At 68.3% G+C, this 22,473-nt stretch carries 17 protein-coding genes and 1 tRNA gene; 9 read left to right on the top strand and 9 right to left on the bottom strand.

Features of this window, described 5'->3' with window-relative positions; translation table 11 throughout:
* Positions 1–17: 17 nt before the first annotated feature.
* Positions 18–1,400, bottom strand: a complete 1,383-nt coding sequence (locus tag CRT23_RS04630) for a leucyl aminopeptidase family protein (RefSeq protein WP_103708796.1) — start codon at positions 1,398–1,400, stop codon at positions 18–20.
* 130 nt (positions 1,401–1,530) lie between these two features.
* Between CRT23_RS04630 and CRT23_RS04625 the strand changes: the two genes are divergently transcribed.
* The 4 genes from CRT23_RS04625 to CRT23_RS04610 all read left to right on the top strand — a co-directional run bounded on the left by CRT23_RS04625 (position 1,531) and on the right by CRT23_RS04610 (position 7,363).
* Positions 1,531–2,385: a tetratricopeptide repeat protein gene (locus tag CRT23_RS04625; protein WP_103708795.1), complete on the top strand. Its 855-nt coding sequence runs from the start codon at positions 1,531–1,533 to the stop codon at positions 2,383–2,385.
* Positions 2,386–2,514: 129 nt separating this feature from the next.
* Complete coding sequence (locus tag CRT23_RS04620; RefSeq protein ID WP_103708794.1) at positions 2,515–4,251, top strand: heparinase II/III family protein; 1,737 nt, start codon at positions 2,515–2,517, stop codon at positions 4,249–4,251.
* Positions 4,252–4,329: 78 nt separating this feature from the next.
* The gene (purH, locus tag CRT23_RS04615) at positions 4,330–5,928 is read left to right on the top strand and encodes a bifunctional phosphoribosylaminoimidazolecarboxamide formyltransferase/IMP cyclohydrolase (RefSeq protein WP_103708793.1); all 1,599 of its coding nucleotides are present in this window, start codon (positions 4,330–4,332) and stop codon (positions 5,926–5,928) included.
* 58 nt (positions 5,929–5,986) lie between these two features.
* Complete coding sequence (locus CRT23_RS04610; RefSeq protein ID WP_103708792.1) at positions 5,987–7,363, top strand: DUF2252 domain-containing protein; 1,377 nt, start codon at positions 5,987–5,989, stop codon at positions 7,361–7,363.
* Between the two features lie 52 nt (positions 7,364–7,415).
* Here the strand turns inward: CRT23_RS04610 and CRT23_RS04605 are convergent, their stop codons facing one another.
* The 6 genes from CRT23_RS04605 to CRT23_RS04580 all read right to left on the bottom strand — a co-directional run bounded on the left by CRT23_RS04605 (position 7,416) and on the right by CRT23_RS04580 (position 16,680).
* The gene (locus CRT23_RS04605) at positions 7,416–9,173 is read right to left on the bottom strand and encodes an MFS transporter (RefSeq protein ID WP_103708791.1); all 1,758 of its coding nucleotides are present in this window, start codon (positions 9,171–9,173) and stop codon (positions 7,416–7,418) included.
* Between the two features lie 334 nt (positions 9,174–9,507).
* Positions 9,508–11,202: a cation acetate symporter gene (locus tag CRT23_RS04600; protein ID WP_055952278.1), complete on the bottom strand. Its 1,695-nt coding sequence runs from the start codon at positions 11,200–11,202 to the stop codon at positions 9,508–9,510.
* Positions 11,199–11,507 (bottom strand): DUF485 domain-containing protein, encoded by a 309-nt coding sequence (locus CRT23_RS04595; RefSeq protein WP_055952280.1) that lies wholly within the window; start codon positions 11,505–11,507, stop codon positions 11,199–11,201. The genes CRT23_RS04600 and CRT23_RS04595 overlap by 4 nt, the downstream gene beginning before the upstream one ends.
* A gap of 130 nt (positions 11,508–11,637) precedes the next feature.
* A complete protein-coding gene (gene acs / locus CRT23_RS04590) occupies positions 11,638–13,587 on the bottom strand; it encodes an acetate--CoA ligase (protein ID WP_103708790.1) in 1,950 nt (649 codons plus the stop codon).
* A gap of 147 nt (positions 13,588–13,734) precedes the next feature.
* Positions 13,735–13,980, bottom strand: a complete 246-nt coding sequence (locus CRT23_RS04585) for a hypothetical protein (protein WP_156375644.1) — start codon at positions 13,978–13,980, stop codon at positions 13,735–13,737.
* An 87-nt stretch (positions 13,981–14,067) separates the two neighbouring features.
* Complete coding sequence (locus CRT23_RS04580) at positions 14,068–16,680, bottom strand: ATP-binding protein (protein ID WP_146056321.1); 2,613 nt, start codon at positions 16,678–16,680, stop codon at positions 14,068–14,070.
* A gap of 300 nt (positions 16,681–16,980) precedes the next feature.
* Here CRT23_RS04580 and CRT23_RS04575 point away from each other — a divergent pair, with 300 nt between their 5' ends.
* Positions 16,981–17,472 (top strand): phasin, encoded by a 492-nt coding sequence (locus CRT23_RS04575; RefSeq protein ID WP_055952300.1) that lies wholly within the window; start codon positions 16,981–16,983, stop codon positions 17,470–17,472.
* A gap of 219 nt (positions 17,473–17,691) precedes the next feature.
* On the top strand, positions 17,692–18,006 hold the full coding sequence (locus CRT23_RS04570) for a hypothetical protein (RefSeq protein WP_146056320.1): 315 nt from the start codon (positions 17,692–17,694) through the stop codon (positions 18,004–18,006).
* A 108-nt stretch (positions 18,007–18,114) separates the two neighbouring features.
* Here the strand turns inward: CRT23_RS04570 and CRT23_RS04565 are convergent, their stop codons facing one another.
* Both CRT23_RS04565 and CRT23_RS04560 read right to left on the bottom strand, forming a co-directional pair.
* Positions 18,115–18,777 (bottom strand): L,D-transpeptidase, encoded by a 663-nt coding sequence (locus tag CRT23_RS04565; RefSeq protein ID WP_103708787.1) that lies wholly within the window; start codon positions 18,775–18,777, stop codon positions 18,115–18,117.
* A 234-nt stretch (positions 18,778–19,011) separates the two neighbouring features.
* Positions 19,012–19,350, bottom strand: a complete 339-nt coding sequence (locus CRT23_RS04560; RefSeq protein WP_348628835.1) for a VOC family protein — start codon at positions 19,348–19,350, stop codon at positions 19,012–19,014.
* Positions 19,351–19,576: 226 nt separating this feature from the next.
* Between CRT23_RS04560 and CRT23_RS04555 the strand changes: the two genes are divergently transcribed.
* From CRT23_RS04555 to glpK, 3 genes are all read left to right on the top strand, one after another.
* Positions 19,577–19,653, top strand: a tRNA-Arg gene (locus CRT23_RS04555).
* Between the two features lie 204 nt (positions 19,654–19,857).
* Positions 19,858–20,427 (top strand): hypothetical protein, encoded by a 570-nt coding sequence (locus CRT23_RS04550; protein ID WP_103708785.1) that lies wholly within the window; start codon positions 19,858–19,860, stop codon positions 20,425–20,427.
* 84 nt (positions 20,428–20,511) lie between these two features.
* Positions 20,512–22,017, top strand: coding sequence for a glycerol kinase GlpK (gene glpK / locus CRT23_RS04545; protein WP_103708784.1), 1,506 nt, complete (start codon positions 20,512–20,514; stop codon positions 22,015–22,017).
* The last annotated feature ends 456 nt before the right edge of the window (positions 22,018–22,473 follow it).

Raw genomic sequence — 22,473 nt, 5'->3', positions numbered from 1 at the left:
AGCGGACGCGGCCGCGATCAGGCTTTCGGATAGCGCTGCGCGAGGAGGGCATGGACGAGGCGGGCGGTCTGCACCTCGCCCCCCTCCGGCCGGCCGGGCTTGGTGGACGGGTTCCAGCCGTAGAGGTCGAAATGGACGTGCGCCCGCGTGCCGGGCGCGAACCGCCGCAGGAAGAGGGCCGCCGTGATCGCCCCGGCGAAGGGACCGCCCGAGACGTTGTTCAGGTCGGCGACCTTCGACTCGAGCAGGCTCGCGTAGGGCTTGTGCAGGGGCAGGCGCCAGACCGGATCGGCGACGGCGATCCCCGCCTCGGACACCGCCGCGGCCAGCGCCTCGTCCTCGGTGAAGAAGGCCGGAAGGTCGGGACCCAGCGCGACGCGGGCTGCCCCCGTCAGGGTGGCGAAGTCGAGGAGCAGATCCGGCCGGTCGGCCTCCGCCAGCGCGAGGGCATCGGCGAGGATCAGCCGCCCCTCCGCATCGGTGTTGCCGATCTCGACGGTCAGCCCGGCCCGGCTGCGGATCACGTCGCCCGGCCGGAAGGCGCTGCCCGAGATGGCATTCTCCACGGCCGGCACGATCAGGCGCAGCCGCAGGTTCAGGCCCGAGCCCATCACCATGTCGGCGACCGCCAGGGCAGCGGCGGCACCGCCCATGTCCTTCTTCATCAGAAGCATGCCGCTGGACGGCTTGATGTCGAGCCCGCCCGTGTCGAAGGCGACGCCCTTGCCGACAAGGGTCACCCGCGGTGCGTCCGTCGGTCCCCAGGACAGGTCGATGAGGCGCGCGGCCCGCGGCGAGGCCGCACCGACCGTGTGGACGAGGGGAAACCCCGCGGCGAGATCGTCCCCCGTCACGACCGAGACGGTGGCGCCGTGGCGCTCGGCAACCGCGCGCACCGCGGCCTCGATCTCCGCAGGACCGAGATCGTTGGCCGGCGTGTTCACGAGGTCGCGGCCCCGCGCCACGGCCTCGGCGATGCGGGCGATGGCTGGCCCGTCGGCCCCCTCCGGCACGACCAGGGCCGGGCGCTCGGCGCCGGCCTCGCGATACCGCGCGAAACGATAGCTTCCGAGGAGCCACGCGAGGGCGGCGGCGCCGTCATCGAACCCGTCGGCGGCAACGAAGCGGTAGGTGCCGGGCGGAAGGGCGCCGGGAAGCTTGCCGGCGATCAGCGGATCACTGCCATCGCCCAGGCCGAACAGGATCCGGCCCAGACGACCGTCGGCCGCCGGGAGAAGGGCGATCCGCCCGGCCTTCGGCGCGAACTCCGTCGCCCGGGCATAGGCCGCCTGCGGGCCCGGCAGCGACGCCTCGACCCGGGGCCAGGTCTCCGGGGTGACGCTGAGGATCGGGATCGCGTCGCCGGGATCGGCGACGAGGCGGGACAGGGTCTGGGTCATGGAACTCGCGAGGGCAGGGCCGGGAGATTAACGGCGGGTTAGGGTTAACGCTCTATCACCTGGGCATCGGGAGCGCGAAGCGTTCGCCTGAGCAAATTCTGGGCCCCTGCGGGCCGTCGTGGAGCGCGTCATGGTCGGGCCGCTGGTCAAGTTCTCTCGGGTGCGCCCGATGCCCGTCCTGGCGGCAGCGCTGGTGGCGGCGCTTGCCGCCGGCTGCCAGTCCCGATCCCCGGAAACGACCGGCTCCATCGGGGGGATCTCCCTTCCGGGCTTCGGCCGCTCCCAGAACCCCGCGATCATCACCCGGCGGGAGGTCGAGGCCCTGGGCGAGAAGTACGCCGCCGACTCGAACGACCTGTCCCTGGCCCTTCGCTACGCCCAGGCCCTGCGCGCCACGGACCAGAAGAGCCAGGCCGTCGCGGTCCTGCAGCAGGCAGCCCTGCGCAACCCGAAGAACAACACCGTTCTGGCGGCCTACGGCAAGAGCCTGTCCGAGGTCGGCCGGTTCCAGGAGGCGGCCGACGTTCTCCAGAACGCCCACACCCCGGCGCGTCCCGACTGGCGTGTCCTGTCGGCCCAGGGCGCGGTGGCGGACCAGCTCAACGACCATACCCGAGCGCAGGGCTTCTACGAGGCGGCGCTGAAGATCCAGCCGGACGATCCCGTCATCCTGTCGAACCTCGGGCTCTCCTACGCCCTCGGCCGCCAGCTGGCGCAGGCCGAGGCGACCCTGCGGCGGGCCTCGGAGCAGCCCCGCGCCGATGCCCGGGTGCGCCAGAACCTCGCCCTCGTGCTCGGCCTGCAGGGCAAGTTCGCCGAAGCGGAAGCCGTCTCCCGCCAGGATCTGTCGCCCGAAGAAGCGGCGGCCAACACGGCGGCTCTGCGGGCCTTCGTGGCGCAGCCGAACAGCTGGAAGGCCCTGAAGGCCGCCGATGCCCGCAGCGCCCGGCCGGTTCGGCAAGTCGCCTCCGGCCCGGTGGAGTGAGGCTCTCTGCCACCGATGGGGCGGGTGACTTGAGGTTAACCGCAGGTTAAGGGCCACGGCCTAGTTACATTATGGACAGGTCGCGGTGCGACGCCGGCCTGCGGCCGTGCCCCCGGAAGAGGAGAGTGCGTGCGTTGGGGGACTGATCGCTGGCGCTTCTATCGGTTGATCGGACGCGAAGTCGCGCGCTCGGTGCGCGACACCTATGCCCGGGTGAGCGGCCGACCGGATATTCTTGCCCGCGCCCGCGTCACGGCCCTGGTCATCGCGCCGCATGACCTGCGGACCAGCGACGCGACCTTCGCCGACGACATCTATGCCGGCCTGTTCGTCTTCGCCGGGCGATCCCTGTCGGTCAGCGGCCGCTCGCCCTTCGACTATGCCCCACCCTCTCCGGAATGGGCCGACATCCTCTATGGCTTCGGCTGGCTTCGCCACCTGCGCGCGGCCGATACGGCCCTCGCTCGCGCCAACGCCCGCGCGTTCGTGGCCGATTTCATCGCCGGCCGGGGCGACGCGGCCCTCGCCCGCCCGACGCCGGTCGCCGCTCGCCGGCTGATCTCCTTCCTGTGCCAGTCGCCCCTCGTCCTGGAGGGCGCCGACCACGCCTTCTACCAGGCCTTCCTGAAGGCTCTCGGCAAGACGGCCCGCGACCTCGAGAGCGACCTGCGCCGGAGCATCTCCCCGCAGAGCCGCCTGTTGGCGGCGGTGGCGCTCTGCTACGCCGGCCTGTGCTGCGACGGCATCCAGCCGATCCTGCGCCGCTCGTCCCGCATCCTGGTGCGGGAGCTCGAACGACAGATCCTGCGCGACGGCGGCCATCGCAGCCGCGATCCGCGCTTCGCCATGGAACTCCTCCTCGACCTGCTGCCGTTGCGCCAGAGCTTCCTGTCGCGCAGCATCGACCCGCCGGAAGCACTCCTGCACGCCATCGACCGCATGCTGCCGCTCCTGCGCCTGCTCCGGCATCCCGACGCGTCGCTGAGCCATTTCAACGGCATGGGCGCCACGGCGGCGGACCACCTCGCCACCCTGCTGGTCTACGACGGCGCCCTGGCGCAGCCGATGATGCATGCACCGAATTCCGGCTACGAGCGCCTGGAGGGCGGACGGGTCCTCGTCGTCGCCGATGTCGGCGCGCCGCCGCCCCTGCCCGATTCCATCAACGCGGGGGCCGGGTGCCTGTCCTTCGAGATGTCGAGCGGCCCGCAGCGCATCGTCGTCAATTGTGGCCTGCCGGCGAGTGGCCCCGAGCTGCGCCGCCTAGCCCGCAGCACCGCCGCCCATTCCACCGCGACGGTCGGCGACACCTCGTCCTGCCGCTTCCTCGTCGGCGGCGGGGCCTGGTACGAGCGCTGGGCCGTGACCTGGCTCTCGCACCGGATCGGACCCGTGATCCTGCGCGGCCCTCGCGACGTGAAGGCGGAGCGGACCACCGAGGAGGGCGCCACTATCCTGGCGGCGCGTCACGACGGCTATCTGGGTGATCTCGGCCTCGTCCATGAACGGCGCTGGCGCCTGACGCGCAACGGCAACCTCCTTGAGGGCGAGGATGCCTTCGTCCGCCCGCCGGACGCCAAGCGCGGCAAGGCACGGCACCGGCCGCAGGAAGTGGCGGTGCGCTTCCACCTCCATCCGGCGATCGCGGCGCGCGGCCTCGACGACGGCCGTCTCGAACTGACTTCGCCGATCGGCGAGATCTGGCATTTCGGGGCCGAGGGCGTGCCCGTGGCCCTGGAGGAGAGCGTCTACTTCGCCGGAATCACCGGCGCCCGCCGCACCGACCAGATCGTGCTCTACCTGTCGGTCGCCGAGGACACCCGCATCCGCTGGGGCTTCGCCCGGGCTCCGGCGCGGCAAGGCTGAGGGGACGACTGGCCGCAGCGCACAATTTCGTGGTACGCGCCGCGCAGTTTCTCGTCGCTTGCCTCCGGACGCAACGCCATGTCGCATGACCAGGTGCGGGTCACCCGCGCACTCCTCTCCGTGTCGGACAAGGAAGGCCTCGTCGCGTTCGCCACCGCCCTCGATCGCCTCGGCATCGAGCTCGTCTCCACGGGCGGCACCCACAAGGCCCTGAGCGCGGCCGGACTTCCGGTGACCGAGGTCGCCGAGCTGACGGGCTTTCCCGAGATGATGGACGGTCGGGTGAAGACCCTGCATCCCGGCGTTCACGGGGGCCTGCTCGCGGTGCGCGACAACCCCGAGCATCAGGCCGCCCTGGCGGCGCACGGGATCCGCGCCATCGATCTGCTGGTGGTCAACCTCTACCCGTTCGAGGCGACGGTGGCGAAGGGCGCCTCCTACGACGATTGCGTCGAGAACATCGACATCGGCGGCCCGGCGATGATTCGCGCTGCCTCGAAGAACCACGCCGACGTCGCGGTCGTGGTGGATGTCGCGGACTACGCCGATCTCCTCGCCGAACTAGAGGCGAATGCCGGCAGCCTGCATGAGCGCACCCGGCGCCGCCTTGCCCAGAAAGCCTATGCGCGCACGGCGACCTACGACGCCGCCATCGCCAACTGGCTCGCCGGCCAGATCGAGAGTCCGGCAACGCCGGCCTACCGGGCCTTCGGCGGCAGCCTCGCCCAGCCCCTGCGCTACGGCGAGAATCCCCACCAGAGCGCGGCGTTCTACCGGTCTCCCGGCCTGCCGCGCCCGGGCGTCGCCACCGTGCGCCAGCTCCAGGGCAAGGAGCTGTCCTACAACAACCTCAACGACACCGACGCGGCCTACGAGTGCGTGGCCGAGTTCGACCCGGCGCGCTCGGCGGCGGTGGCGATCATCAAGCACGCCAATCCCTGCGGCGTGGCCGAGGGCGCGAGTCTCCGCGAAGCCTACGAGCGCGCCCTGAGCTGCGATCCGACCTCGGCCTTCGGTGGCATCGTCGCCCTAAACCGTCCCCTGGATGCCGAGGCCGCGCGCCGGATCGTCGAGATCTTCACCGAGGTGATCATCGCGCCGGAGGCCACCGCGGAGGCGATCGCGATTGTCGCGAGCAAGAAGAACCTGCGTCTCCTCCTCGCCGACGGCCTGCCCGACCCGCGCGGGGCCGGCGAGACCGTGAAGACCCTCGCAGGCGGCCTCCTAGTCCAGGCCCGGGACGCGGCGGTGGTCGACGACATGCCGCTGACGGTGGTCACCCAGCGCGCACCGTCGGAGCGAGAATACGCCGACCTGCGCTTCGCTTACCGGGTCGCCAAGCACGTCAAGTCGAACGCCATCGTGTATGTGCGCGACGGCGCCACGGTCGGCATCGGGGCCGGTCAGATGTCGCGGGTGGATTCCTCGCGCATCGCCGCCTGGAAGGCGGCCGAGGGCGCCAAGCGCCTCGGCGCAGCCGAGAGCCTCGCCAAGGGCTCGGTGGTCGCCTCCGACGCCTTCTTCCCCTTCGCCGACGGACTGATCGCGGCGGCGGAGGCCGGCGCCACGGCGGTGATCCAGCCCGGCGGCTCCATGCGCGATGCCGACGTGATCAAGGCGGCCGACGAGGCCGGTCTCGCCATGGTGTTCACCGGCCACCGCCATTTCCGGCACTGACGCCTCCCCCGGGCGGCTGGGAACGGCCGCGCTTTCCGAGTCCACGAGGCCCGACCCCATGACCCACACACAACATTCCAGCCGCCGCGAGGAGCGCCGCGCGGCGGGTAAGCGCCTGCGCGAACAGGTCTCGCGGGAATCCCACGCCGAGTGGCGGCCGACGCCGCAGCGCGATCCCCTCGCGGTCCTGCAGGCGGGGGATGCCGGCCGACTCGCCGAACTCGTGCCCCTGCGCCGGGAGCGGATGCGGGCCGACCCGTTCGCCTTCCTGCGGGGAGCCGCCGCCGTGATGGCGGCCGACCTGGAAGGCGTACCGGTGCCGGGCATCCCGGTTCAGGCCTGCGGCGACTGCCACATCGGCAATTTCGGCGTCTACCGCAGTCCCGAGGGGCAGACGCTGTTCGACATCAACGACTTCGACGAGACCCTGTGGAACGTCGACTTCACCGTCGACGTGAAGCGACTCGCCGCCAGCATCGCCCTGGCCGCCCTGCCGCGGGGCGCGGACAAGGCGCGCCGCGCGGCGCGGGCCGGCGTCCGGGCCTATCGCGAGCATATGCGGGAGCTCGCCGCTCTCTCCCCCCTGGCGATCTGGCACAGCCGGATCGACCTCGATCACGAGGTCGGGCGCCTCGGTGACGGGGACCTCTGCCGGCGTCTCCTGTCCGAGGCCCGGACCGAGCATGCCGACGGCCTCAGCCGCGGCGACGTGCCGACCCTCGCGGTAGTCCCGCACGAGACCGACCCCGCGGACTGGCGCATCGCCGACAAGGCACCGACCATCTTCCACCAGGGGCCGGGCGGCCTCACCGAGGCGGTGCGCGACGCGGCGGCGGCGCTGCTCGCCTATCCGCACAGCCTCAGCGCCGACCGCTGGACCCTGCTCTCGCGCTACGCCCAGCGCGACGTCGCTTTCAAGGTCGTCGGCATCGGCTCGGTGGGACTGGTCTGCGCCGTCGGGATCTACACCGACGCGGACGGCGCCCCGCTGTTCCTGCAGATCAAGGAGGCCCGTCCGTCGGTGATCGGCCAGCTCGCGCTCAGCCCCTTCAGCATCGCCTCCGAAGGCCAGCGGGTCATCGACGGCCAGCGCATCATGCAGGCGGCCAGCGACCTCTTCCTCGGCACCGCGTTCTCCGACGCGAGCGGCCGCTGCTACTACGTGCGCCAGCTCAAGAACCGGAAGCTGTCGGCGGTGTCGGAGATCCTGGCCGAGAGCGGCGCCAAGCCCTACGCCAGGCTCTGCGGCACGACCCTCGCCCGTGCCCATGCCCGCTCGGGCGACGCGGCGATGATCGCCGGCTATCTCGGCAAGGGTTCCGCCTTCGACGAGGCGGTCGCCGACTTCGCCATGGCCTATGCCCGTCAGAGCATCGCGGACCACGCCCTGCTGGTCACCGACTTCCTGACCACGCCGGAGCCCCAGGCCCGCTGATACGAGAAAGGGCCCCGCCTCGCGGCGGGGCCCCTCGGGGGAGAGCCAGGCCTCAGCGGACCGGGTTCTCGTCGTAGGTGAAGATATCGCGATCCTTGGTCTCCGGGATGAAGAGGAGACCGATGACGAAGGTCATCGCCGCGATCGCGATCGGGTACCACAGGCCGTTGTAGATGTTGCCGGTCTGGGCGACGATGGCGAAGGAGGTCGCCGGCAGCAGGCCGCCGAACCAGCCGTTGCCGATGTGATAGGGCAGCGACATCGAGGTGTAGCGGATGCGGGTCGGGAACAGCTCCACCAGGGCCGCCGCGATCGGGCCGTAGACCATCGTCACGTAGAGGACGAGGATCGTCAGGATGCCGATGACCACGAGCTTCTGGCCCGTGAAGATGTCGATCGGATTGGCGGCCTTGACGATGCTGGCATTGCCGGCCGGCGCCGGGTAGCCCGCCGCGGTGAGCGCCGCCGGCACCGCCTTGGCGAAGGCCGGGTCGGCGACGGGGAAGTCCTTGCCGGCGATGGTCACGATAGTCGGTGCGCCGGCGGCGACCGGCTCGGTGGTGTAGTTCACGGCGGAGCGGGCGAGCAGCGCCTTGGCGACGTCGCATTCCTTGGTGAACTTGGCCGTACCGACCGGATTGAACTGGAACGAGCAATCGTCCGGGTTGGTCTTGACCACCACCGGCACCGTGGACTGCGCCTGGTAGAGCGCCGGGTTCGCGTTGGCGGTGAGTTGCTCGAACAGCGGGAAGTAGGTCAGCGCCGCGATCAGGCAGCCGCCGAGGATCACCGGCTTGCGCCCGATCTTGTCGGAGAGCGCGCCGAAGAACAGGAAGCCGCCGGTGGCGAGCAGCAGCGACCAGGCGATCAGCACGTTGGCGGTGAACTGGTCGACCTTGAGGATGCTCTGGAGGAAGAACAGGGCGTAGAACTGCCCGGCGTACCAGACCACCGCCTGGCCGGCGGTGAGGCCGAGCAGGGCGAGGAGCGCCCACTTGGCATTGCGCCACTGGCCGAAAGCCTCCGAGAGCGGCGCCTTGGAGTGGGTGCCTTCCTCCTTCATCTTCTTGAAGGCCGGGCTCTCGTTCATCTGCAGGCGAATCCAGACGGAGATGAGCAGCAGCACGCAGGAGACGAGGAACGGGATGCGCCAGCCCCAGGCCTGGAAGGCCGTCAGGGTGGTCTGGGTGCCGTCAGCGGCCGTCGTGACCGTCGGCGCGTAGGCACCGTTCACGTAGCCCTGCGTCGACAGGATGATGATCAGCGAGAGCAGCAGTCCGAGGGTGGCGGTCGTCTGAATGAAGGCGGTGTAGAAGCCGCGGCGACCTCGTGGGGCATGCTCGGCCACGTAGACGGCCGCGCCGCCGTACTCGCCCCCCAGAGCGAGGCCCTGGAGCATGCGCAGCGCCAGCAGCGTCACCGGAGCGACCCAGCCGATGCCGTAGCCGTTCAGGGTATCGTAGGAGGGCAGCAAGCCCACGCAGAAGGTCGAGATGCCCATGATCAGGATGGTGATGAGGAAGGTGTGCTTGCGCCCCACCATGTCGCCGAGCCGGCCGAACACCAGGGCGCCGAAGGGGCGGACGAGGAACCCGGCCGCGAAGGCGAGCAGGGCGAAGATGTTGCGCGTGGCTTCCGGATACGCCGAGAAGAACTGCGCCCCGATGATCGTCGCGAGCGATCCATAAAGGTAGAAATCGTACCACTCGAAGACGGTGCCGAGGGACGAGGCGAGAATGACTTTCTTCTCGCCGGCGCTCATCGGCCGTGTGGCCGAATCGCTGATGGGAATTGCGCTGGACGCAACCATGGGACGTTTCTCCAAGTCTTGTTCTGCCCAGGCGTAGTCCACCCGTGACGTGTTTGACCCTGCAGGTCGCCAAGCCTTGCCGCTCAGCCTGCCCGGACTGTTCAGGCGCATCGATTGCGCGAGCCTATGCCTGGGACCCGTGGCCGGATGCTAGGCCACGCCACGTTTTCGCCCAAGTCCCAAACACTGCCGCACAGTCCTGAATTCGGATATTTTTCAAGTCTTCCCGAAATTTTTTTGCATTTGGGAGGGATTAGAATTCAGGGTCGCAACGTGAAAGGGCGCGACTTGTGTCGCGCCCTCTCATCTCGCCAACACTGATGGGGTCAGTGGCTCAGTGTGCGTGGGCTCCATCGGCGCCGATCCCGGTCTCCGAGCGAACGAATTGCGCATCGAAGAGTGCGCGCTCGCGCTGGGCCCGCTTGGTGTTGTCGAGCTTCGAGACGACGATGATCGTCAGGAAGGCCAGCGGCATCGAGAACAGGGCCGGATTGTCGTAGGGGAAGATCGCCACCGGGTTCCCGAAGGTGGTGACCCAGACGGCCTTCGACAGAACCACCATGCCGACCGCCGCGACGAGGCCGACGAGGCCGCCGATGAGGGCGCCCCAGGTGGTGGTGCCCTTCCACAGGATCGACATGGTCAGGACCGGGAAGTTGCAGCTCGCCGCGACCGAGAAGGCGAGACCAACCATGAAGGCGACGTTCTGGTTCTCGAAGACGTAGCCGAGATAGATCGCCACGATGCCGATGACGACGGCGGCGATCTTGGAGAGCCGGACCTCGGCGGCCTCGTTGGTGCGCCCGCGGGCGATCACCTGGGCGTAGAGGTCGTGGCTCACAGCGGAGGCACCCGCGAGGGTCAGGCCCGCCACCACTGCCAGGATGGTCGCGAAAGCCACGGCCGAGATGAAGCCCAGGAAGTACGGGCCGCCCACCGCGTTGGCGAGGTTCACCGCCACCATGTTGGTGCCGCCGATCATGCCCTTGAGCTTGTCGAAGGCGCCGGCCGCATCGAGGGAGAAGTAGGCCGGGTCGGACATCAGCAGGGCGATGCCGCCGAAGCCGATGATGAAGGTCAGGATGTAGAAGTAGCCGATCAGGCCGGTGGCGTAGAACACCGACTTGCGGGCCGCCTGGGCGTCTGACACCGTGAAGAAGCGCATCAGAATATGCGGCAGGCCAGCCGTTCCGAACATCAGGCCGACGCCGAGCGAGATCGCCTCGACCGGATTGTTGACGAGGCCGCCCGGCGCCATGATCGCGTCACCCTTGGGGTGAGTGGCGACGGCGGCGGCGAAGAGGGCCTCGGGGTTGAAGCCGTACTTGTACAGGACGGCGCCGGCCATGAAGGTCGCACCGCCGAGCAGCAGGCAGGCCTTGATCACCTGCACCCAGGTGGTCGCCTTCATGCCGCCGAAGGCCACGTAGACGATCATCAGCACGCCGACGATGATGACGGCGTAGAGATAGGGCAGGCCGAACAGGAGCTGGATCAGCTTTCCGGCGCCGACCATCTGGGCGATCAGGTAGAACGCCACCACCACCAGCGTGCCGGTGGCCGAGATGATGCGGATCGAGGTCTGGTCGAGGCGGAACGAGGCGACATCGGCGAAGGTGAACTTGCCGAGGTTGCGCAGGCGCTCCGCGATGAGGAACAGCACGATCGGCCAGCCGACGAGGAAGCCGGTGGAGTAGATCAGGCCGTCGAAGCCGGAGGTGTAGACGAGGCCCGAGATGCCGAGGAACGAGGCGGCGGACATGTAGTCGCCCGCGATGGCCAGCGAGTTGGTGCCCGCCGAGATACCGCCGCCGGCCGCGTAGAAGTCCGCGGCCGACTTGGTGCCCTTGGCGGCCTTGTAGGTGATGCCGAGGGTGAACAGCACGAAGAACGCGAACATGCCGATGGCCGGCCAGTTCGTCGCCGATTGCTTGACCGCGCCGAGGTCAGGACCGGCGGCGTAGGCGGCCGTTACGGCGAGGGCCGCCAGGGCTGTGCCGAGGACGAGGGGATGCTTGAGGCGGATCATCGGCCGACGTCTCGCTTGAGGGCGGCGGTCAGCTCGTCGAAGCGGCCGTTGGCGCGCTGGACGTAGATGCCGGTGAGGATGAAGGCGAGCACGATCACGGTGACGCCGAGGACGAGACCGAGAGAGGCGGTGCCCCCGCCGATCTTCACGGCCAGCAGCGCCTTGTCGAAGGCGATCAGCCCGATGAAGCCGAAATAAATCAGCAGCATGATGATGGTGAGCGTCCAGCCGAAGCGCGTGCGCTCGTGGACGAGTTCCTTGAAATGCGGGCTCTGCGCAATGCGCGCAGTCTCCAGGTCGGCCATGACGGTTTTCTCCCAGGGATCCGCCTCTTGCCAGGGCGGCTTCAGGATTGAAGGCGTTTGGATTGTAGGGGGCAGGGGTCCGCGCGGAGTGGGGGTCACCCCCTCCGCGCGATCGGAGCGCCGGACTCGCTCAGTGCGTCCGGTTCTGGCGATTCTCGATCAGGTCGTCGACCACCGCCGGCTCGGCGAGGGTCGAGGTGTCACCCAGCGAAGAGAACTCGTCCTCGGCGATCTTGCGCAGGATGCGGCGCATGATCTTGCCCGAGCGGGTCTTGGGCAGGCCCGGTGCGAACTGGATCAGATCCGGCGAGGCGATCGGCCCGATATCCTTGCGGACCCAGGTCACGAGCTCCTTGCGCAGTTCGTCCGAGCCCTCCTCGCCCTCCATCAGGGTGACGTAGGCGTAGATGCCCTGGCCCTTGACGTTGTGGGGATACCCGACGACCGCGGCCTCCGAGACCTTCGGGTGGGCGACGAGGGAGGATTCCACCTCAGCCGTGCCCATCCGGTGACCCGAGACGTTGATGACGTCGTCGACCCGGCCGGTGATCCAGTAATAGCCGTCCGCGTCGCGGCGGCAGCCGTCACCGGTGAAGTAGTTGCCCGGGTAGGTCGAGAAGTAGGTCTGCTCGAAGCGCTCGTGATCGCCGTAGACGGTGCGCATCTGGCCCGGCCAGGAATCCTTGATGCAGAGGTTGCCCTCGCAGGGACCGTCCAGGGTCTTGCCCTCGGCATCGACCACGATGGGCTGGACGCCGAAGAACGGCCGCGTCGCCGAGCCGGGCTTCAGCTTGGTGGCGCCCGGGAGCGGGGTGATCAGGATGCCGCCGGTCTCGGTCTGCCACCAGGTGTCGACGATGGGGCAGCGGGAATCGCCCACGACCTTGTAGTACCAGTCCCAAGCCTCCGGGTTGATCGGCTCGCCGACCGAACCGAGGACGCGCAGGGAGGCGCGGGAGGTCTTCTTCACCGGGCCCTCGCCGCCACCCATCAGCGAGCGGATCGCGGTGGGCGCGGTGTAGAAGATGTTGACCTTGTGCTTGTCGACCACGTCCCAGAAGCGGGAATTCGACGGGTAGGTTGGAATGCCCTCGAACATCAGGGTCGTCGCGCCGTTCGCGAGGGGCCCGTAGACGATGTAGGAGTGACCCGTGACCCAGCCGACATCGGCGGTGCACCAGTAGACCTCGCCCTCGCGGTAATCGAAGACGTACTGATGCGTCATCGACGCGTAGACGAGATAGCCGCCGGTGGTGTGGACCACGCCCTTCGGCTGGCCCGTCGAGCCGGAGGTGTAGAGGATGAAGAGCGGGTGCTCGGCCTCCACCGGCTCGGCCGGGCACTCATCGGTCACCTGGGCGGCGGCCTCGTCGTAATAGACGTCGCGGCCGGCTTCCATCGCGATCGACGACCCGGTGCGGCGCACCACGACGACGTGGTCGACGCTGTCCTTGGGCAGGCGGGCGATCGCCGCGTCGACATTGGCCTTCAGCGGCACCTTGCGGCCGCCGCGCAGCCCCTCGTCGGCCGTGATGACCATCTTGGAGGCGCAGCCCTCGATGCGGCCGGCCAGGGAATCCGGTGAGAACCCGCCGAAGACTATGGAGTGGATCGCGCCGAGGCGGGCGCAGGCGAGCATCGCGTAGGCCGCCTCGGGGATCATCGGCAGGTAGATGGTGACCCGGTCCCCCTTCGACACGCCGCGGTTGCGCAGCACATTGGCCATCTTGCCGACTTCGGAATGAAGCTGACGGTAGGTGATGTGCTTGGATTCGCTCGGGTCGTCGCCTTCCCAGATGATCGCGACCTGATCGCCCCGCGACGCGAGATGGCGGTCGATGCAGTTGTAGGCGACGTTCGTTTGCCCGTCCTCGAACCACTTGATCGAGATCTGCCCAGGCTGGAAGCTGGTGTTCTTCACCCGTGTGAAAGGCGTCATCCAGTCGATGCGCTTGCCGTGCTCGCTCCAGAACGTCTCTGGATCGGCGACGGAGGCCTGATACATGGCTAGGTACTGAGCGTTGTCGACGTGGGCGCCTTCGCTCCACGTCGAACGCACTTCGACCACCTTCTCGTCCATCGCGTTGTCCCTATCGGTGCCCGATCGTATCGCGACTGTTCACGCAGCCGGGTCTTCCAAATACCGTCATAGGCTCAACGACATATTCCCCGCAAGCACCCTCATGGCTAAGTGCGGGACAGGACCGTGGTTTTGTTGGAACGAATGTCAGTTGCAGCCAATGCAGATGCCGGTCTCGACCTTTTTATCGATGGCGCGCTGCTTGCGGGTGGCGTCGGACGTGCGGTCCTCGTCCGGTGCGGCCCCGCGGCCCGGCGGCTTGGTCACGCCGGTCGAAGTGATGTTCCGGAACTGACCGGCCGATCCCATATTCGGCTCGGTGCCACTCTGCTGGGCCAGGGCAACCCCCGGCAAACCGATCCCCAGGACGGCGATCAACGTCAACGCACGCATCATTGTCTCCATGGCAGGGGAGGGCTCCCCTCCGCTCTGGATCCAACGCACGCTGCGTAGGCCGGTTGCAGCGACACCGGCCCGCTCTCAGGCCCGCTTCGTCGCCCCGGGCACGGGGAACAGCATCTCCACCAGGGTGCCCTCGTCCTTCCGGCTCGAGATGTGGAAGCGCCCGTGGTTGGCCTCGGTGAGGGCCTTGGTCAGCGGCAGCCCCAGGCCGGTTCCGCGGGAGGGTTCGACCGGGAGGCCCGACCGGAAGGGATGCAGGGCCCCCTCCATCTCGGCCGCCGACATCCCGACCCCGGTGTCGCGGATGCGCAGGGCGATCTCCCCGCGGTCGGCGAGCGAGGTCGAGACGATGACCTGTCCGCCGGCCTCCGTCAGCGCGATGGCGTTCGCGATGACGTTCAGGGTCGCCTGCCGCACGAAGCGCTCGTCGGCCGAGAGAACCGGCAGGTCGGTGGAGAAGCTCGTGCGCAGGACGATGCGCCGCCGGACGGCCTCGGGGTGAAGGAGGGCGACGCAGCGCGAGACCACGTCGTTCAGGGACATGTCCGCGATGACCCGGTCGACCTTCCCGGATTCAATCCGCGCCAGGTCCAGCAGATCCGTGACGAGATCGAGCAGGCGCGTGCCCGAATCGTGCACGCCCTGGAGGGACGCCCGGTCGTGCTGCGACCCCGTCGAATGACCGGTCCGGTCGATGAGACCGTCGAGCGAATCGAGCATCGCCTTCAGCGGCGCCTGGATCGCCTGACCGACCTGGGTCAGGAGCTCGGCCTGCTGCGAAATCGTGTCCCGCTCCGCCGGCGCGGTACTGAGGTCGGCCGCATGACGCAGGTCGGCCCCGACCCGGTCAGGCATTGCGGGCGTGTCGCGGATCACCGCGCAGACGCGCTCCTCCGCGTCGCCGGAGAGCGGCAGCAGCTTCACCCGAAGGCGACGACCCGTGCCGCGTGCGGCCACCGGCATCTCGTCCCGCACCGGAGCGCCCGGCTCGGCGTGCAGGCGTGCCAGCAGGTCGACGGCATGCTCGGAGGCGAACAGGCCGAGGAAACTCGCGCCCACCACCTCGCGGGGCTCGAGCCCGAAGGTCTCGGCGGTGCGTCGGTTCAGGGAGAGGATGCGGGCCTGATGATCGAGCAGCACGATGCCGTCCTCCAGCGCATCGAGCACCGCGCGGGCATCGAGGCTGTGGCGGGCGGCGAAATCCTGGGCGATCGCCGTCGCCTTTGCGGCGCGGGCATCCTCGCTCGGCTCGGCGTCGCGGGCGAGCAGAAGCTGTGCGGGTCGACCAGCCCATTCCAGGGCGGATTGCTCGATCAGGACGCTGACCCGCCCGCCGCCGCGGGTCGCGAGGACCAGGGGTGCCTCACCCGCCGGACGGTCCTGCGGATCGAGGCCACCGAACAGGTGGACGATCCCACCGGCCGCCGTCAGCTCCTCCCGCGTCGCGTACCCGACGAGGCGCAGGAGGGGCTGGTTGGCGAACAGCACGGTGTCGTCGCGGTAGACCAGCACGCCGGCGGGAATGCGCTCCAGGGTCGCCACCATGGCACCATCGGGCAATGGCTCCTCGGACGACCGCACGAACGGGACCGGAAACGGCATCACCGCGCAGGGTAAGCTGGGCTCGGCTTCCTTGTCCGAACGCTCGTCGCCCGCGAACCGGGCACCGAGGGCGCGCGCGATCTCGCGGAACGCGGCGTGCTCGTGGCTCGAGAGATGCGGATCGGAGGATTCGACAGCAGACTCGACAGCGGCCTCGTCCGGCGCACCCGCCACGGCCTCGACCGGAGCATCGGCAGTTACCTCGGCTTCAGCGTGCGAGGCCGCGTGCGGATGGGGAGCGGCCACCTCCGCAGGTGTCGGCGATGCGGGCGCCGGTTCGATCTCGGGTACCGAGGAGGTCGCCACGGGAGCCATGATCGACCGGATCTGCCCGAAGCCGCGAAAGCCCGAACCGGCCCGATTCTTCGGCGCGCCGGACACGTCGAGGTCGCAGAGGCCGCCATCCGCCGCGAGCAGCGTCAGCGGGATCGCCCGAAAGGTCCGCCCCAGGTCGAGGGCGGCGAGCAGGCCGCCGGCATCGCGCAGGACGTCCGCGTCAGCCAAGGCCTGCCAGCTCCGCCCCTCGAGGCGTCGGCGCAGGGCCGGCCCGGCTGCCGACGAAACCTGGAGGATCGTCCCCGTCGCGTCGCTCTCCCAGGTGAAGCGCTGCCGGGCGACGATCGGCACTTCCGTCTCGACGACCGACTCGTGCGAGACCGGTTCTTGCGCGACCGCGTCTTGCGCGACCGGCGCGTTCACGTCGTCCGGCGCGTCCGGCGCAACGCTCGGGTCGCTATCGACCGCCGATGCGTCGTGTTCGCTGCGCGGGCGACGAGGGGGCAGCCGAATCGGCAGCGGCGTGTTTGCGACGAGCACGACGGCATCATGCGACTCGGTGAGGGCGACGCGCATCACGCTGAACAACACCGGCGGTGCAAGGCGACGGGCGTCGAGATGCAACCGCATCAGCAGCGGCTGATTCGTCCGCAGGGGGGCGCGCCCGATCTGCTCGCCGAGCCGCAGTGCCGCGTCGACGCGGCCGTCCGCTCCGCCAATGCCGTCTCGGAGGCTCTCGGCCCGAGGCGAGGCGTGCAGAATCCGCGTCCCGTCCGCATCAAGGAGCAGAATCGCCGTTCCGGGATCGCTCATGCGGGCGCCGAGGCGCGAATCATCCGCGCATCGACCCAGAGCCGCCTGGATCGCCCCATCGTCCTTCCAACCCGGCCCTGAGGCTCCACTCTCGAACATCCGCACCTGTTTCGCGTGACGAATCTTGGAACGTGACGTCCTTTTTACCGCGTCACCGCCTCTCCATAAGCCACGAGAGGGGCCGCCGCACGTTTACCTGTTGTCAACCTTAATGCTCCCGAGCAGGGTGGCATAGGGCTGGGGCTGTGCTATTGTGCAGCGCACAACAAGCCATCAACAATTCAGAACGAGGAGAGGATAATGAGCAGCACCCCGAATTACGAGGTTCCCGCCGAGATGCGCGATTTCGCCGAGAAGAGCGTCGATCAGGCCCGCAAGGCCTTCGACACCTTCATCAGCGCAGCCCGCCGCACCGCAGACACCGTGCAGGGTTCCGCCGAGATGGCACGCACCAATGCGCACGACGTGTCCGCCCGCGGCTTCGAGTTCGCCGAGCAGAACGTGACGGCGGCCTTCGACCTCGCCCAGAAGCTTGTCCGCTCGCGCGACCTGCAGGAAGCCATGCAGCATCAGGCCGAGTTCGTGCGCAGCCAGTTCGCGGCGATCCAGGCCCAGGCCAAGGAGTTCGGTGGTCTCGCCCAGTCGGCGATCCAGCAGAGCGCCGAAAAGGCCAAGGGCGCCATGCAGGAAGGCGCCGAGCATGCCCGCAAGGCCATGGAGCAGGGCTCCGAGGCCGCTCGCAAGGCCGGCAGCGATGCCGAGCAGGCCATGCGGAACGCAACCAACTCCTGATCGCCTGTCCGCGGAGCCCTCGCGGCTCCACGCCTCGCAGCCCGCTTCGCCCCCGGCCGAGCGGGCTGTTTGCGTTCAAGGCCGCGCGTACCGGCCGAAACCGGCCGCGAGGCCCTGTGTCGAGAACGAGACTTGCCCACCACGGGCGTGTCTCCTAACCCTGACGCCGCGCCGTGCCCGGGTGTCCCGGAGCGGCGCGGTCAACGAGGGCGTAAGACCATGCGACGTATCTCCCGAGGCAGTCTGATCCTCACGGTTCTCGTCGGGCAGTTCGCGGCACAGAGTGCCAGCGCACAGTATTACGATGACGGCTACGATCGGCCGCCGCCGCGCCGGGCCTATGAGGAGCGCCGCCTGCTGCCCCGCCGCGAGGTCGGCTTGAACTGCGACGCGGTCCAGTCGGGCCTGACCGGCTTCCAGCCCTATTCCTGCCCGCTCCCGGGTCCGCGGCCGCTCGGTGCGCGCTGCTTCTGCAACATGCCGATCGCACCGTTCAGCCCGCCGCAGACCGCGGTCGGGCGCGTGGCCCCCTGAGCGTTCGAAGTCTCCTGAGCGTTCGAAAAACCGACGCGCCGAACGCAGAAAGCCGCGTCATCCTCCCGGATGGCGCGGCTTTCCAATTAATGATCCCGTCGGGAGGTTTCAGTTCAGGACGACGACCTTGGCGCCGACCTTCACCCGCTCGTAGAGATCGGTGACGTCCTCGTTGGTCATCCGGATGCAGCCCGACGAGACGGCCTGACCGATCGTATCCGGCTCGTTGGAGCCGTGGATGCGGTATTCGGTGCTGCCGATGTACATGGCGCGGGCACCGAGCGGGTTCTCCACGCCGCCGGCCATGTAGCGCGGCAGGTCGGGACGACGGGCGATCATCGCGGCGGGGGGCGTCCACGACGGCCACTCCTTCTTCGCGGTCACCGTCTTCACGCCGGACCAGGTAAAGCCCGGGCGACCGACGCCGACGCCGTAGCGAAGAGCTTCGCCATTCGGCATCACGAAGTAGAGGCGCCGCTCGGCCGTGGAGACCACGATCGTACCCGGCTTATAGTTTCCCTCGAAGGCCACGATCTCGCGCGGGATCGGGGCGACCTGCGCCTGGGGCGCGGCCTGGTAGCCCTGTCCGGCGGTGGCCGGGTAGCCGTACGGATCATCGGTCGTGCGGCCGTAGCCGTAGGCCGGATCGGACGAGTAGTAATCCTCGCCGGAATTCGTGCCGAACGGATCATAGGGAGCCGCCAGAACAGGGCTCGCGGAGAGAACGCAGACACCGAGTATGCCTGTGAGGGCGGTCGCCAAGGTCTTCATGTTGGATCCCTTACCTATGCCGTAACCTTTGCTATACAAGCGTAAGCATGGGACAGTGGTTCCACGGCCTGCGAGAAATCCGTCGTTTTTGCGGCGACCCCGGTTTTAATCCCTCTCTGTCGCCGCCCGCATGAGGGCGGCCGAAGTGGGAATGAGGCGGTTGTGGACGAGGTCGCGTCCGGTCTTGTCGGTCATGGCAGCCATCCGCGCCCAGAGTTTGCGGGGGAGGGTCGGTCAGCGCCTCTGCTGGTTGATCGTCCAGAGCACGCCGCAGGGGTCGTGCAGATGGTCGTAGCGATCGCCCCAGAACATGTCGGCCGGTGGCATGACGGTGGTCGCGCCGGCCGCGACGGCCTGGGCGTCGCGCGCGTCGAGGTCGTCCACCATCGGCATCAGGGCAAAGGCCTGCGGCGGCTGCAGCACATGGCCGTGCTCGGGAAACGCGTCGCTTAAAATCGGAGACGCCCCGTTGCGGTAGAAATGCACGTGCATCGTTCGGCCCTGGTCGTCGACGGACATCGCAGTGGCGATCTCCGCCCCGAACGCCTCGACGGAGAACGCTGCCGCCTTCATCCCCCCTGCCTGCGTCAGGTCGGCGACGATGGTTCGGCATCCCACAGGGCCGGAGGGACTTTTTTGAAGCGGTCCTGCGCGCAGAGCGTTGGAACGGCCGGCCCGGCCCGTCGTCGCACGCCGCGCGGCGACCCGCCTCGGGCGCCGAATACCGGGGCCTCGCCACCAGGACCGAAAGGCTTGACCCCGGGCGGGACCCATGCCTTTTACGGGCCTTGGCACCCCCGACTCCGTAGCTCAGCTGGATAGAGCAGCCGCCTTCTAAGCGGCAGGTCGTTGGTTCGAGCCCAACCGGGGTCGCCACAGCGCATTGTCCCCACACGCTCCAACGCACCGCTCGACCGTACGCGTCTCCGATCGGGCCCGCACGGCCTACGCCCGGGAACGCCTTACCAGCGGTAGCTCACGGTGCCGGTGATGCGCCGGCCCTCGCCGTCGTTGCAGCCGACGAAACCCGCCTGGGGCACGCAGGTGCCGACGATGACGCGGTCGAGCAGGTTGCTGGACATGGTCTGGGGCTCCTCCGGCGTGCGCCCGCTCTACGACGATGCGATAGCTCACGCCTCGGCCTTCACCCGAGACTGTGTGCCCGGCTTTGATGATGCCGGCGGTCAGGCCCCGGCGTTCTCGGTTTTCGGCGGCAAAATCAGGACCTACAGTCGCCTTGCCGAGCACGCGATCGAGAACATCATGCATCACTTCCCGGGTCTGAGGAAGGCCTGGACCGGCCATGCGGTCCGACCCGGCGACGCGGTCCCAGAGGCAGAGCTCGGGGCCTTCCCAGGGCAGTTCCTCCGTCAGGCTCCGTTCCTCCCGGCCGAGACCGTGCGGCGCCTGGCGCAGGCCTCTGGGACCGAAGCACGCGCCCTCGTTGGTGGCTCCAGCGCTCTCGCGGGTCTCGGCGAAGCCTTCAACGGCGGCTTGACGGCGGCCGAGGTCGACTGTCTCGATCGCGCCGAATGGGCGCGGACCGCTGAGGACGTCCTCTGGCGGCGCTCGAAGCTCGTCCTGCGCACGACCCCGGAAGGCGCTGTCCGCCGCGCCCCCTCCGTCGCGCCGAAGGCCGAAGCCGCGTGACGCCAGGGAATTCCTCTGCACCGAACCTGGCGTGATGACCGGCCCGGGCATCTTCGACGAACCGTCCAAGGGAGGACGACAGCCATGTCTCAGTATGTTGGCGCCATCGACCAAGGTACCACCAGCAGCCGCTTCATCGTCTTCGATCGCGCAGGACACATCGTTTCCTGCAAGCAGCGGGAACATGCACAGGTCTATCCGCGGCCCGGTCACGTCGAGCACGATCCGATGGAGATCTGGCGCAACACGCAGGCCGTCATGCAGGATGCCCTTCAAAGCGCCGGCTTGACCCCGAAGGACCTGATCTCGATCGGCATCACGAACCAGCGTGAGACCACGCTGATCTGGGATCGCCGCACGGGTGTCCCGCTTCACAATGCGCTGGTCTGGCAGGACACGCGGAACGACCGCCTGGTGACCGAGTTCGCGCGCGACGGTGGCCGCGATCGGTTCCGGGCACTCACCGGCCTTCCATTGGCGAGCTACTTCTCGGGCTTGAAGCTGCGCTGGCTCCTCGACCACGTCGACGGCGCGCGTGAGAAGGCGGAAGCCGGCGACGTTCTCTTCGGCAACATCGATACCTGGCTCGTCTGGAATCTCACCGGCGGCCCGGATGGCGGCCTCCACGTCACCGATGTGACCAATGCCAGTCGCACCCAGCTCATGTCCCTGGTGACCCTGGCCTGGGACAACGGCATGCTCGCCACGTTCGGGATCCCCCGCGCAATGCTGCCGGAGATCGTCCCGTCGTCCCAGGTGTACGCCGAGACCCGCGTACCCTTCGCCGGGGTGCCGATCGCCGGAATCCTCGGAGATCAGCAAGCCGCCCTGTTCGGCCAGACCTGCTTTCAGCCCGGCGAGGCGAAGAACACCTACGGCACGGGTTGCTTCGCGTTGATGAACACCGGCGAGACGCCGGTGCCCTCAACCTGCGGCCTGGTGACGACGCTGGGCTACAAGCTCGATGGCAGGCCGGCGGTCTACGCGTTGGAAGGGTCCATCGCGATCACGGGCGCGCTGGTACAGTGGCTGCGCGACAACCTGCACATGATCCAGGACAGCGCCGAGGTCGAGCGCCTCGCCACCACGGTGGAGGACAATGGCGGCGTCTACTTCGTACCCGCCTTTTCGGGGCTCTACGCGCCGCACTGGAACGAGGGCGCCCGCGGCCTGATCATCGGCCTCACCCGCTATGCCAATCGCGGTCACATCGCCCGCGCTTGCCTGGAAGCCACAGCGTTTCAGACCCACGAGGTGCTGGAGGCAATGGAGAAGGATTCCGGCATTCCGGTGCGCGAACTACGCTCGGATGGCGGCATGGTCGCCAACGTGACCCTCATGCAATTCCAGGCCGATATCCTCGACGTGCCTGTCGTGCAGCCGAAGGTGACGGAGACCACTGCCCTCGGAGCCGCCTACGCGGCCGGCCTCGCGACCGGCTACTGGAAGAGCACTGACGATCTCCGGCGTAACTGGCGCGTCGACCGACGCTGGGAACCCAACATGGATGCGACGCAGCGCCAGCGCATCACCGCCGCCTGGGGCCGGGCGGTGAAGCGCTCCTTCGACTGGGACATGCAGGACGACTGAAAGCGTCCGCGGCATTGGCACCCAAGAAACGCAAGAAGAGTCATTACAAGTTGCTGTGGGAGAACCGGCGACGACTCCCCCGTTCCGGGGCGAGCTTCGCGGCAAAAAATTGCGGAAGATGGCAATTCACGCCATTTAATATCATAAATTCTAATTTAGTATGTCAAAAGGTTTATATAAATGTAATCGAGGAATCAAAATGCTAGCCTACTAAATTTTTGCTGATTTTGTGTTCGGGAACACGAAGCTAACCTAACCGGTATTTTGAACCGAGCCAATTGGAAGGCTACTGCATGCCAGCGGCCATGGGCAGCCGAAAGGCCAGATCTGGGAAGGTGACAGGCGCAGGTGGCCGGTAGCCTAGGCTCCGGACCCATAAGTTTGGCTTAGGCTCTGGACCCATAAGTTTGGCTTAGCAGGTGTGTCTGTGATTCCTTCTGGGTGGAGGAGGCGCCG

Source organism: Methylobacterium sp. V23 (assembly GCF_002917135.1).
In the GTDB taxonomy this organism is placed as follows: domain Bacteria; phylum Pseudomonadota; class Alphaproteobacteria; order Rhizobiales; family Beijerinckiaceae; genus Methylobacterium.
The sequence above is the reverse complement of the archived record's forward strand: the minus strand, read 5'-3'. Positions and strand labels throughout refer to the sequence as shown.

Coding starts and splice junctions, on each gene's coding strand:
- purH (WP_103708793.1), top strand. CDS start 4,330: ATGTCGCATGACCAGGTGCGGGTCACCCGCGCACTCCTCTCCGTGTCG.
- CRT23_RS04610 (WP_103708792.1), top strand. CDS start 5,987: ATGACCCACACACAACATTCCAGCCGCCGCGAGGAGCGCCGCGCGGCG.
- acs (WP_103708790.1), bottom strand. CDS start 13,587: ATGGACGAGAAGGTGGTCGAAGTGCGTTCGACGTGGAGCGAAGGCGCC.
- CRT23_RS04550 (WP_103708785.1), top strand. CDS start 19,858: ATGGTCTGGGGCTCCTCCGGCGTGCGCCCGCTCTACGACGATGCGATA.
- CRT23_RS04570 (WP_146056320.1), top strand. CDS start 17,692: ATGCGACGTATCTCCCGAGGCAGTCTGATCCTCACGGTTCTCGTCGGG.
- glpK (WP_103708784.1), top strand. CDS start 20,512: ATGTCTCAGTATGTTGGCGCCATCGACCAAGGTACCACCAGCAGCCGC.
- CRT23_RS04625 (WP_103708795.1), top strand. CDS start 1,531: ATGGTCGGGCCGCTGGTCAAGTTCTCTCGGGTGCGCCCGATGCCCGTC.
- CRT23_RS04565 (WP_103708787.1), bottom strand. CDS start 18,777: ATGAAGACCTTGGCGACCGCCCTCACAGGCATACTCGGTGTCTGCGTT.
- CRT23_RS04595 (WP_055952280.1), bottom strand. CDS start 11,507: ATGGCCGACCTGGAGACTGCGCGCATTGCGCAGAGCCCGCATTTCAAG.
- CRT23_RS04575 (WP_055952300.1), top strand. CDS start 16,981: ATGAGCAGCACCCCGAATTACGAGGTTCCCGCCGAGATGCGCGATTTC.
- CRT23_RS04600 (WP_055952278.1), bottom strand. CDS start 11,202: ATGATCCGCCTCAAGCATCCCCTCGTCCTCGGCACAGCCCTGGCGGCC.
- CRT23_RS04630 (WP_103708796.1), bottom strand. CDS start 1,400: ATGACCCAGACCCTGTCCCGCCTCGTCGCCGATCCCGGCGACGCGATC.
- CRT23_RS04605 (WP_103708791.1), bottom strand. CDS start 9,173: ATGGTTGCGTCCAGCGCAATTCCCATCAGCGATTCGGCCACACGGCCG.
- CRT23_RS04580 (WP_146056321.1), bottom strand. CDS start 16,680: ATGAGCGATCCCGGAACGGCGATTCTGCTCCTTGATGCGGACGGGACG.
- CRT23_RS04585 (WP_156375644.1), bottom strand. CDS start 13,980: ATGCGTGCGTTGACGTTGATCGCCGTCCTGGGGATCGGTTTGCCGGGG.
- CRT23_RS04560 (WP_348628835.1), bottom strand. CDS start 19,350: ATGAAGGCGGCAGCGTTCTCCGTCGAGGCGTTCGGGGCGGAGATCGCC.